Below are 11,916 nucleotides of genomic sequence, written 5' to 3'. Positions count from 1 at the left end.
CAACCCCAGCCAGATGGCGGCGAGGGCGGCCAGCTGTTCGCTAGCCGATACTTTTTACCTCTAGACCTCTCCCGACTTATTTAGCTTTGCGCTGCCGCCGGCTCAGTATTCCACGGGGATGCTAGCAGCCCATCATTCTACCGGTTTAATCAGCCGCAGCTCCATCCCCAGGCGCACGGCATGTCGGGCATTCGTGACCCCTAGCTTTTTGACGACGTTGGACATATGAAACTTGATGGTGCCGGTCTTGATGCCCAGGATCATCGCCGTTTCCTGGTAGGTTTTACCCACGCTGGCCCAATAGAGGATCTCGTTTTCCCTGTCGGTAAAACGGGCGTTTCTCTCCAGGGCTGCGGCGTTTTTTGCTGTCAGTGGGGACAGCGCCAGATAGGACTCATGCAGCGAGGCCAGCAATACCGAAATGTCGCCTTTACGATCGGTGAGCGCCTGGATGGCTTCCGCTCTTTGCTCAAGGTTGAAGGCAAAGGAAAGCGTGACGAGATTGTCGTTGTAATCGTGCAGCACGAAGGTATAGCCGTGCGTCACGCCAAACTCGCGGGCCTGTTCGAACAGCTCAGGAAAGTGCAGCCCTGCGTCCGCCATGATTTGCTCGTCCCAGGCGAACGGGGTCAGGCGGTTGCGGGCGGTAAGCACCACCGGATCAATGTACTGCAACCCCTGCTCTTGGTACTTTTTTACCCATTCACTCGGGTAGTTGGTGACGCCAAAGATGCAGGCAATGTCTTTTTTGGATAACACCACATACGCCCACAGGAGATCGCCCAACTCTCCTAGTGCCGCTTCCAGGCGCTTGCCGATAATGTTGCTGAGATTATATTCATCTTCCATTGGCTGCCAGCTCCCTCTCCCTGCATTGCCGCTGAGGTGACTATAGCACGACAAAAACCGCAGGCGGGGGGCATGCCGCACCCACAAAAAAGGCGCGGCCCCGCGGCCACGCCTTTCTTCACTACCGCTTGCTCCGCTACTTGCGTTTGAGCAGCATATACACGCTAATCAGCAGGAACAGCATGCTCGGCAACAACGCGCCCAGCACCGGCGGCATGCTGTACACCAGGCTCAGCGGGCCGAAGATCTGATCCAGCACGTAGAACAGGAAGCCGAAGCTGATGCCGGTCACCACGCGGATGCCCATCGGCACGCTGCGCAGCGGGCCGAAGATGAACGACAGCGCCATCAGCATCATCACCGCCACCGACAGCGGCGAGAAGATTTTGCTCCACATGTTGAGCTGGTAACGGCTGGCTTCCTGGCCGCTCTGCTTCAGGTACTTCACGTAGTTGTGCAGCCCGCTGATGGAGAGCGAATCCGGATCCAGCGCCACCACGCCCAGCTTGTCCGGGGTCAGGTTGGTTTTCCATTCGCCGGTCAGCGTCTGGGTGCCGGTCACCTGTTTCGGGTTGGTCAGATCCGAGGTGTCCACCTGCGAAAGCTGCCACAGGCCGTTCTCGAAGCTGGCGGTAGCCGCATAGCGCACCGTTTCCAGGCGACGCTGATCGTTGAAGTGGTAGATGTTCACGCCGGAGAGTTCTTTGTCGCCGGAGACGCGCTCGATGTAGATGAAGTCGTTGCCGTCCTTCGCCCACAGCCCGCTCTTGGTGGAGAGCAGCGAGCCGCCGTACATCTGCTGGGCGCGGTAGTTGCGCGCCATCTGCTCGCCCTGCGGCGCCACCCACTCGCCGATCGCCATGGTCAGCAGCACCAGCGGAATGGCGGTTTTCATCACCGAGCCGGCGATCTGCAGGCGGGTGAAGCCGGAAGCCTGCATCACCACCAGTTCGCTGCGCGTCGCCAGTTGGCCCAGGCCGAGCAGCGCGCCGAGCAGCGCCGCCATCGGGAAGAAGATCTCGATGTCTTTCGGCACGCTCAGCAGGGTATACATGCCGGCGCTCAGCGCGGTGTATTCGCCCTGGCCGACCTTGCGCAGCTGATCGACGAACTTGATGATGCCGGACAGCGACACCAGCATGAACAGCGTCATGATGATGGTGTTGAAAATCGTTTTACCGATATAACGGTCTAATACGCCAAACATCAGGCCGCTCCTCTCAGGCGTGCGCGCAGCTTGCGCATCGGCACGGTATCCCACAGGTTCAGCGCCAGCGCGATCGCGAAGTAAACGCCGTTAACCAGCCACAGCCACAGCATCGGATCCAGCTTGCCCTTGCCGGCGTTGGAGCGCAGCGAGGTCTGCAGCAGGAAGAAGATCAGATACAGCAGGATGGCCGGCAGCATGCTCAGCACGCGGCCCTGGCGCGGGTTCACCACGCTGAGCGGCACCACCAGCAGCGCCATCAGCGCCACCGACACCACCAGCGTCAGGCGCCAGTGGAACTCGGCGCGCGCGTCCGGATCGTCGGATTCCCACAGCGTCTGCATCGACATCTGTTCGGATTCGGTGTTATCCGCCGCCACGGTGCGGTGGCCAATCACCGCCTTGTAGTCGGTGAAGTCGGTAATGCGGAAGTCGCGCAGCAGCGCGGTGCCTTCAAAACGGGTGCCCTTGTCGAGCGTCACCACCTGCGAGCCGTCTTTCTGCTGCACGATGTTGCCGTGCTCGGCCACCACCACCGACGGGCGTTGGTTGCCGTTCGGCCGCAGCTGCGCCAGGAACACGTCGTTGAAGGTGCTGCCCTTCACGTTGCCGATAAACAGCACCGCGTTGCCGTCTTGCGAGGGCTTGAACTGCCCTTCCGCCAGCCCGGCGATGCTCGGGTTGGCCTTGGCTTCGTTCACCACCACGTCCTGATAGCGCGAGGCCCAGGGGCCGGCCCAAAACACGTTCACCGCCGCGACCGCAGAGGTGAACAGCGCCAGGATCATGGCGGCAATAATCAGGGTGCGTTTGCCCAGCCCGCAGGCGTGCATGACGGTGATTTCGCTCTCGGTATACAACCGCCCAAGCGTCATCAGCAAGCCGAGAAACAGGCTCAAAGGCAGGATGAGCTGCGCCATCTTCGGCACGCCCAGAGCGAGCAGAGAGAGTACTAAGTTTGTCGGGATATTGCCGTCCACCGCGTCGCCCAACACCCTGACCAGGTTCTGACAAAAGAAGATCAGAAGCAGGATGAACAGGATGGCGATTTGGCTCTTGAGCGTTTCCCGTACCAGATATCTTATGATGATCACGCTTATTACGCCTGTGAAAACTTGTCTTTTTGCAGGAAAATCGATAATTTCATCGCTAATCCGCCATTTATTCTCATCATATGGCAACCTTCACAGCTAAAATAGTATTACAACATCAAGCCGTTTGGGTGTCCTATAGGAACTTGCTTATAGTCGCCAAAACAGAGCAATTTACGCCGTTCAGGTTAACATAATCCGTTAACTCAAATAGCGGGAGATCGTTACGGAGTCGGTTATTCTAGCCGTAGCGTCCGCCTTTGTCTTTAAGATTCAGGAGAGTGCATGGAGTTCAGTGTAAAAAGCGGTAGCCCGGAAAAACAGCGCAGTGCCTGTATTGTAGTCGGCGTTTTCGAACCGCGCCGCCTGTCCCCTATCGCAGAACAACTCGACAAAATCAGTGATGGTTATATCAGCGCATTGCTGCGCCGCGGCGAACTGGAAGGCAAGGTCGGGCAGACGCTGCTACTGCACCATGTGCCCAACATTCTCTCCGAGCGCATCCTGCTGATCGGCTGCGGCAAAGAGCGCGAGCTCGATGAGCGCCAATACAAGCAGGTGATCCAGAAAACCATCAATACCCTCAACGACACCGGCTCGATGGAAGCGGTCTGTTTCCTGACCGAGCTGCACGTGAAAGGCCGCAACACCTATTGGAAAGTGCGTCAGGCGGTGGAAACCGCCAAAGAGACGCTCTACACCTTCGATCAGCTGAAAAGCAACAAGGTGGAGCCGCGTCGTCCGCTGCGCAAAATGGTGTTCAACGTGCCGACCCGCCGTGAGCTCACCAGCGGCGAGCGCGCCATCCAGCACGGCCTGGCGGTGGCTTCCGGCATCAAGGCGGCCAAAGATCTCGGCAACATGCCGCCGAACATCTGTAACGCCGGCTACCTGGCCTCGCAGGCCCGTCAGCTGGCGGACGCCTTCAGCACCAACATCACCACCCGCGTCATCGGCGAACAGCAGATGAAAGAGCTGGGCATGAACGCCTATCTGGCGGTCGGCGCCGGTTCGCAGAACGAATCATTGATGTCGGTGATGGAATATAAGGGCAACCCAAATCCGGACGCTAAGCCGATCGTGCTGGTAGGCAAAGGGCTGACCTTCGACTCCGGCGGCATCTCGATCAAACCGGCCGACGGCATGGACGAGATGAAATACGACATGTGCGGCGCGGCGACCGTGTACGGCGTGATGCGCGTGGTGGCGGAGCTGAACCTGCCGCTGAACGTGATCGGCGTGCTGGCCGGCTGTGAAAACATGCCGGGCGGCCGGGCGTATCGTCCGGGCGACGTGCTGACCACCATGTCCGGCCAGACCGTCGAGGTGCTCAACACCGACGCCGAAGGCCGCCTGGTGCTGTGCGACACCCTGACCTACGTCGAGCGCTTTGAGCCGGAGCTGGTGATCGATATCGCCACCCTGACCGGCGCCTGCGTGATCGCCTTGGGCCACCACATCACCGGCCTGATGTCGAACCACAACCCGCTGGCGCACGAGCTGCTGGGCGCTTCCGAGCAGGCCGGCGACCGCGCCTGGCGTCTGCCGATGGCCGACGAGTACTACGAGCAGTTGGACTCCAACTTCGCCGACATGGCGAACATCGGTGGCCGCCCTGGTGGTGCCATCACCGCCGCCTGCTTCCTGTCGCGCTTCACCCGCAAGTACACTTGGGCGCACCTGGACATCGCCGGCACCGCCTGGCGCTCCGGTAAAGCCAAGGGCGCGACCGGCCGCCCGGTGGCGCTGCTGTCGCAGTTCTTACTGAACCGTGCAGGCCTGAACGGCGACGATTAAATACCCTTCATCTTTCAAGCCGCAGCGTTGTTGGCCGCATTCGTTCACCCCAGTCACTGACTTGATGTCAGCTCCTGGGGATGAACGAACTTGCCGCCTAGCTGCAACTTGAAATCTATTGGGTATATAATCCTCTCAGCAGCGAAGGGGTAGAGTTATCTGCTCCGTTCCCAAAAAGGGCGCAACCTACATGTTGTGCCCTGTTTTTTTATCGGCAGCGGTGGATCCTTAATGAAACAGGCGACGTTTTATTTGCTCGACAACGCGGAACCGTCAGGCGCGCTCAGCGCCCATGAGGCCGTGGCCTGCGCCGTTGCCGCCGAACGCTGGCGTTCCGGCAAGCGGGTGCTGATCGCCTGCGAGAGCCAGGAGCAGGCCCAGCGGCTGGACGAAGCGCTGTGGCAGCGCGAGCCGCATGAATTCGTGCCGCACAACCTGGCTGGCGAAGGGCCGCACTACGGCGCGCCGGTGGAACTGTGCTGGCCCGGCAAGCGCGGCAATGCCCCGCGCGATCTGCTGATCGCCCTGCTGCCGCAGTTTGCCGACTTTGCTACCGCTTTCCATGAAGTGGTAGACTTCGTTCCTTACGAAGACACTCTGAAACAGTTGGCGCGCGACCGTTACAAGGCCTATCGCAGCGTCGGCTTCCATTTGACCACGGCTACGCCGCCAACTCACTGAATACGATAAAGAATGGAAAAGACAAACAGTCAGCTCGACACCGCATACGACCCAAAACAGATCGAACAGAAGCTGTACGATCACTGGGAGAGTCAGGGTTACTTCAAGCCGAACGGCGATACCAGCCAGGAAAGCTTCTGCATCATGATCCCGCCGCCGAACGTCACCGGCAGCCTGCACATGGGCCACGCGTTCCAGCAGACCATCATGGACACCATGATTCGCTATCAGCGCATGCAGGGTAAAAACACCCTGTGGCAGGCGGGCACCGACCACGCCGGCATCGCCACCCAGATGGTGGTGGAGCGCAAGATCGCCGCAGAAGAAGGCAAAACCCGCCACGACTACGGCCGTGACGCGTTCATCGACAAGATCTGGCAGTGGAAGGCGGAATCCGGCGGCACCATCACCCGTCAGATGCGCCGTCTGGGCAACTCCGTGGACTGGGAGCGCGAGCGCTTCACCATGGACGAAGGTCTGTCGAACGCGGTGCGCGAAGTGTTTGTCCGTCTGCACAAAGAAGATCTGATCTACCGCGGCAAGCGCCTGGTGAACTGGGATCCGAAGCTGCGCACCGCCATCTCCGATCTGGAAGTGGAAAACCGCGAATCCAAAGGCTCGATGTGGCACCTGCGCTATCCGCTGGCCGACGGCGCGAAAACCGCCGAGGGCAAAGACTACCTGGTGGTCGCCACCACCCGTCCGGAGACCGTGCTGGGCGATACCGGCGTGGCGGTCAACCCGGAAGATCCGCGCTATAAAGACCTGATCGGCAAAGAGATCATTCTGCCGCTGGTCGGCCGTCGCATCCGCATCGTCGGCGACGAACACGCCGATATGGAAAAAGGCACCGGCTGCGTGAAGATCACCCCGGCGCACGATTTCAACGACTACGAAGTCGGCAAACGCCACGGCCTGCCGATGATCAACATTCTGACCTTCGACGGCGACATCCGTCAGGAAGCGGAAGTGTTCAACACCCTGGGCGAAGTCTGCACCGACTACTGCAACGAGATCCCGGCCGAGTTCCGCGGCCTGGAGCGCTTCGCGGCGCGTAAAGCGGTGGTTGCCGCCTTCGATCAGTTGGGCCTGCTGGACGAGGTCAAACCGCACGACCTGACGGTGCCTTACGGCGACCGCGGCGGCGTGGTGATCGAGCCGATGCTGACCGACCAATGGTACGTGCGCACCGCGCCGCTGGCCAAAGTGGCGGTGGAAGCGGTCGAACAGGGCCAAATCGAGTTCGTGCCGAAGCAGTACGAAAACATGTACTTCAGTTGGATGCGCGACATTCAGGACTGGTGCATCTCGCGTCAGCTGTGGTGGGGCCACCGCATCCCGGCCTGGTACGACGTGAACGGCAAAGTCTATGTGGGCCGCAGCGAAGAAGAAGTGCGCAGCGAGAACAACCTGGGCGCCGACGTGGCGCTGACCCAGGACGAAGACGTGCTGGACACCTGGTTCTCGTCCGGCCTGTGGACCTTCTCCACCCTGGGCTGGCCGGAGCAGACCGACGCGCTGAAAACCTTCCACCCGACCAGCGTGATGGTCAGCGGCTTCGACATCATCTTCTTCTGGATCGCGCGCATGATCATGCTGACCATGCACTTCATCAAGGATGAAAACGGCAAGCCGCAGGTGCCGTTCAAGACCGTCTACATGACCGGTCTTATCCGCGACGACGAAGGCCAGAAGATGTCCAAGTCGAAAGGCAACGTGATCGACCCGCTGGACATGGTCGACGGCATCTCGCTGGAAGACCTGCTGGAAAAACGCACCGGCAACATGATGCAGCCGCAGCTGGCGGAGAAAATCCGCAAGCGCACCGAGAAGCAGTTCCCGAACGGCATCGAGCCGCACGGCACCGACGCCCTGCGCTTCACCCTGGCGGCGCTGGCCTCGACCGGCCGCGACATCAACTGGGACATGAAGCGCCTGGAAGGCTACCGCAACTTCTGTAACAAGCTGTGGAACGCCAGCCGCTTTGTGCTGATGAACACCGAAGCGCACGACTGCGGCTTCAACGGCGGCGAGAAAGTACTGTCGCTGGCGGATCGCTGGATCCTGGCCGAATTCAACCGCACGGTGAAAGCCTACCGCGAAGCGCTGGATACCTACCGCTTCGATCTGGCGGCCAACATCCTGTACGAATTCACCTGGAACCAGTTCTGCGACTGGTATCTGGAGCTGACCAAGCCGGTGGTGAGCAACGGCAGCGAAGCGGAACAGCGCGGCACCCGCCACACGCTGATCACCGTGCTGGAAGCGCTGCTGCGCCTGGCGCACCCGATCATTCCGTTCATCACCGAAACCATCTGGCAGCGCGTGAAGCCGCTGACCGGCACGGCCGCAGACACCATCATGCTGCAGCCGTTCCCGGCCTACGACGCCGCGCTGGAAGACGAGCAGGCGCTGAACGATCTGGAGTGGATCAAGCAAACCATCATCGCCGTGCGCAACATCCGCGCCGAGATGAACATCGCGCCAAGCAAAGCGCTCGACGTGCTGCTGCGCAACTGCAGCGCCGACGCCCAGCGCCGCGTGCAGGAGAACCAAAGCTTTATCGCCCGCCTGGCGCGCCTGGGATCCATCGCGCTGCTGCCGGCCGGTGAGAAAGGCCCGGTCTCCGTCACCAAGCTGGTGGACGGCGCCGAGTTGCTGATCCCGATGGCCGGTTTCATCGACAAGGACGCCGAGATCGCGCGTCTGGCCAAAGAGATGGGCAAACTGGATGCGGAAATCGCTTCGATCGAAGGCAAGCTGGCGAACGAAGGCTTCGTGGCGCGCGCGCCGGAAGCGGTGGTCGCCAAAGAACGCGATCGTCTGGCGGCCTGCAAAGAAGGCAAAGTGAAGCTGCAGGAACAGCAGGCGACCATCGCCGCGCTGTAATCCACCGGCTCACGCCAACGCCTGAAAAACAGCGGGGTCTTCCCCGCTGTTTTTTTATCGCCGTTGCATCCGGGCCGGGTTAGATGTTATTACAAGATATTACTGCTGCAGGGACGCCGCCGGGAAATAACCCCCGGCGCGTTTCGCGCTGCGATAAAAATGAAAAACGAACGTGGTCTCTTTCAATGGCGAGTGTAAACATGACAACAGCAACCCCGGCGCGCCTGCTGGTGCGCCCCATCACGGCGGAAGACAATCCCGCCATTGCTCACGTCATTCGCGAAGTCTCCGCCGAGCACGGCCTGACGGCGGATAAAGGCTATACCGTCTCCGATCCCAACCTGGACGCCCTGTATCAACTCTACAGCCTGCCGCGCAGCGCTTACTGGGTGATCGAGGTGGACGGCCAGGTCGCCGGCGGCGGCGGCGTCGCACCGCTGCAGGGCGGCGCAGACGATATTTGCGAATTGCAGAAGATGTATTTCCTGCCGGTGTTGCGCGGCAAGGGATTGGCGAAACGCCTGGCGCTGCAGGCGCTGGATTTCGCCCGCCAGCACGGCTTCCGCTGTTGTTATCTCGAAACCACCGCCAGCCTGACGCAGGCCGTCGCGCTGTACGAACACCTGGGTTTTGAACACATCGACCACGCGATGGGCGCCACCGGCCACGTCGATTGTGAAGTCACCATGCTGAAAACGCTGTAATCGCCCCGCCTCTTCATCAGGGCGCAGCTTGCTGTGCCTTTTTTATTAATATCGCAATCAATCAGTAAAACTCGCTATAACGCCGTTTTTCAAGCAGATAAACTGACGTTAAAAACCACGATGTAAATTTAATGTGAAGTTCGTTAATAAATTAACGATCGCAAATTGACCGCCTTTTCCCCCGCGTTACTCTGCCAGTATCCCAATCGCGCACGGAGAGCTGTCATGTCGGAAAATACCTTTGATTACATCATCGTCGGCGCCGGTTCCGCCGGCTGCGTGCTGGCGGCGCAGCTGATCCGCCGCACCCAGGCGCGGGTGCTGCTGCTGGAAGCCGGCGGCGACGACAATAACCTGTTTATCAAGATGCCGGCCGGGGTGGCCAAAATCATCGCCAAAAAGAGCTGGCCCTACGAGACGGAGCCGGAACCGCACGCCAACAACCGCCGCATGCAGATCGCGCAGGGCAAGGTGCTGGGCGGCAGCAGTTCGGTCAACGGCATGATCTACCTGCGCGGCCAGCCGCAAGACTACGACGACTGGGCCGAACGCCACGGCTGCACCGGCTGGAGCTACCGCGAGGTGTTGCCCTACTTCAAACGCGCCGAGGCCAACGAAAGCCTGTCCGACGACTACCACGGCGCCGACGGGCTGCTGCCGGTCAGCGAAAACCGCTATCGCCACCCGCTCAGCATGGCGTTTATCCGCGCCGGCCAGGAGCTGAACCTGCCCTATCGCAACGACTTCAACGGCGACAGCCAGCACGGCGTCGGTTTCTACCAAACCACCACCCACAACGGCGAACGCGCCAGCACCGCCCGCACCTACCTGAAGGCGGTGCGCGACGAACGGCGGCTGGTGGTGAAACTGAACGCCCTGGCGCACCGGCTGACCTTCGAGGGCAACGTCGCCACCGGCGTGGTCTACAGCCAGAACGGCGGCGCCGAAGTGACCGCGCGCGCCACCAAAGAGGTGATCGTCAGCGCCGGCGCGGTCGGTTCGCCGAAGCTGCTGATGCTGTCCGGCATCGGCCCGCGCGACCACCTGCAGCAACTGGGCATCGAGGTGCGGGCGGATCTGCCGGTGGGCAAAAACTTCCACGACCACCTGCACATGTCGATCAACGTCAGCACCCGCGAGCCGATCAGCCTGTTCGGCGCCGATCGCGGCCTGCAGGCGCTGAGCCACGGCGCGCAGTGGCTGGCGTTTCGCAGCGGGGTGCTCTCATCCAACGTGCTGGAAGGCGCCGCCTTCACCGACAGCCAGGGCGACGGCCGGCCGGACGTGCAGATCCACTTCCTGCCGCTGCTGGACAGCTGGGACGACGTGCCCGGCGAGCCGCTGCCGAACATTCACGGCTTCACGCTCAAGGTCGGCTACCTGCAGCCGAAGGCGCGCGGCGAAGTGCAGCTGCGCAGCAGCAACCCGCGCGATCCGGTCAAGCTGCACGCCAACTACCTCGGCCACCCGGACGATCTGGCCGGCAGCGTGCGCGCGGTGAAGTTCGGCCTGGATTTCCTGCAAACCGCGGCGCTGAAGCCGCTGATCAAAGATCTGCTGATGCCGCAGCCGGAGTGGACGCGCGATGAAGCGCAGCTGGAAGAATTCGTGCGCAACTTCTGCAAGACGGTGTATCACCCGGTGGGCAGTTGCCGCATGGGGCCGTCGCCGCAGGACGCGGTGACCGATCCGCAGCTGCGGGTGCACGGTTTTGAACGGCTGCGGGTGATCGACTGCTCGGTGATGCCGCAGCTCACCAGCGGCAACACCAATGCGCCGACCATCATGCTGGCGGAAAAGGCGGTAGATTTGTTGCTGGGCGCGCCGCAGTAAGGGCGCGCCTCAACGTCAGGCGGCGGCGGGCACGCCGCTGTGGAAGCGAAGCTCGCTGTCCGGCGACAGGATCAGCTCAGCTTCGAGGCGGCCGAAATGCGCCACCCGTTCGCTGATGTCGCCGCCGGCGATCTGCTCGGCCAATGTCAGGTAGTCCTGATAATGCCGCGCTTCGGATCGCAGCAGCGAAACGTAAAAGCGGTTCAGCTCGTCGTCCAGGTGCGGCGCCAGTTTGGCGAAGCGTTCGCAGGATCGCGCTTCGATGTAGGCGCCGCAGATCAGTTTGTCGATCAGCGTCGCCGGATCGTGGGTGCGGATCTCGCGGATCATGCCCTTGGCGTAGCGGCTGGCGGTGATCTTGCGATACGGGATCCCGCGCGCCTGCATGATCTCCAGCACCTGCGAGAAGTGATGCAGCTCTTCCTTGATCAACAGCACCATGCGATCCGCCAAATCCTGGCCGTAGGCCGAGCCGTTTTTCGGCAGGATCTTGCGGGTGAACTGGCCCTGGCGGAACAGCGTGTCCGGCGCGCCCTGCGCCTCGTGCAGAAACGCCTCGTAGGGCCGCAGCAGCGCCAACAGCGCGTCGCCGCTCTCTTTGTCCGCCACGTAGCGGCGGATCAGCCACATGCCGGTCTGCGCGGCCTTCAGCTCGCACACCAGGTGGTCGGTCAGCAACAGCTGCAGGTTTTCCGGACGGCGCGCGGCGTCGATCCAGGCGTCGGGAGTTTCACAGTGCAGGAAGCTTAAAATCGGGGCTAACAGGGATTGGTATGTCATCGGCTTCATTGCCCTATGTATTTCAAGTTGCAGCTAGGCGGCCAGCTCACTCATCCCCAGGAGCTTACTCAGGTAAGTGACTGGG

9 protein-coding genes are annotated in these 11,916 nt (G+C 61.2%); 5 read left to right on the top strand and 4 right to left on the bottom strand.

Features of this window, described 5'->3' with window-relative positions; all coding sequences use genetic code 11:
* Positions 1 to 132: 132 nt before the first annotated feature.
* From ADK28_RS05740 to lptF, 3 genes are all read right to left on the bottom strand, one after another.
* Positions 133 to 849 carry a LuxR family transcriptional regulator gene (locus tag ADK28_RS05740; protein WP_048795137.1) on the bottom strand — a complete coding sequence of 239 codons (717 nt, stop codon included), beginning with the start codon at positions 847 to 849 and terminating at the stop codon, positions 133 to 135.
* A gap of 136 nt (positions 850 to 985) precedes the next feature.
* Positions 986 to 2,056: an LPS export ABC transporter permease LptG gene (gene lptG, locus ADK28_RS05735; RefSeq protein WP_004933350.1), complete on the bottom strand. Its 1,071-nt coding sequence runs from the start codon at positions 2,054 to 2,056 to the stop codon at positions 986 to 988.
* Positions 2,056 to 3,150 (bottom strand): LPS export ABC transporter permease LptF, encoded by a 1,095-nt coding sequence (gene lptF / locus ADK28_RS05730; protein ID WP_004933351.1) that lies wholly within the window; start codon positions 3,148 to 3,150, stop codon positions 2,056 to 2,058. Before lptF ends, lptG begins: the two co-directional genes overlap by 1 nt.
* Positions 3,151 to 3,432: 282 nt before the next feature.
* Between lptF and pepA the strand changes: the two genes are divergently transcribed.
* The 5 genes from pepA to ADK28_RS05705 all read left to right on the top strand — a co-directional run bounded on the left by pepA (position 3,433) and on the right by ADK28_RS05705 (position 11,051).
* Positions 3,433 to 4,944 carry a leucyl aminopeptidase gene (gene pepA / locus ADK28_RS05725; protein WP_004933352.1) on the top strand — a complete coding sequence of 504 codons (1,512 nt, stop codon included), beginning with the start codon at positions 3,433 to 3,435 and terminating at the stop codon, positions 4,942 to 4,944.
* 231 nt (positions 4,945 to 5,175) lie between these two features.
* Entirely contained in the window at positions 5,176 to 5,625 is a 450-nt protein-coding gene (locus ADK28_RS05720) for a DNA polymerase III subunit chi (protein ID WP_016929275.1), read from the top strand.
* A gap of 12 nt (positions 5,626 to 5,637) precedes the next feature.
* On the top strand, positions 5,638 to 8,514 hold the full coding sequence (locus ADK28_RS05715; RefSeq protein WP_048795136.1) for a valine--tRNA ligase: 2,877 nt from the start codon (positions 5,638 to 5,640) through the stop codon (positions 8,512 to 8,514).
* 200 nt (positions 8,515 to 8,714) lie between these two features.
* Positions 8,715 to 9,218, top strand: a complete 504-nt coding sequence (locus ADK28_RS05710) for a GNAT family N-acetyltransferase (protein ID WP_033638868.1) — start codon at positions 8,715 to 8,717, stop codon at positions 9,216 to 9,218.
* 225 nt (positions 9,219 to 9,443) lie between these two features.
* Positions 9,444 to 11,051, top strand: coding sequence for a GMC family oxidoreductase (locus tag ADK28_RS05705; protein ID WP_048795135.1), 1,608 nt, complete (start codon positions 9,444 to 9,446; stop codon positions 11,049 to 11,051).
* A 15-nt stretch (positions 11,052 to 11,066) separates the two neighbouring features.
* On the opposite strand, the gene miaE is transcribed toward ADK28_RS05705, so the two are convergent.
* A complete protein-coding gene (gene miaE, locus ADK28_RS05700) occupies positions 11,067 to 11,831 on the bottom strand; it encodes a tRNA isopentenyl-2-thiomethyl-A-37 hydroxylase MiaE (RefSeq protein WP_015376459.1) in 765 nt (254 codons plus the stop codon).
* Positions 11,832 to 11,916: the final 85 nt, after the last annotated feature.

Origin of the sequence: Serratia sp. 506_PEND (genome assembly GCF_001076875.1) — a bacterium.
Taxonomy (GTDB): Bacteria; Pseudomonadota; Gammaproteobacteria; order Enterobacterales; family Enterobacteriaceae; genus Serratia; species Serratia marcescens.
Note: the sequence above shows the minus strand (reverse complement) of the source record. Positions and strands in the feature narration are given on the sequence as shown.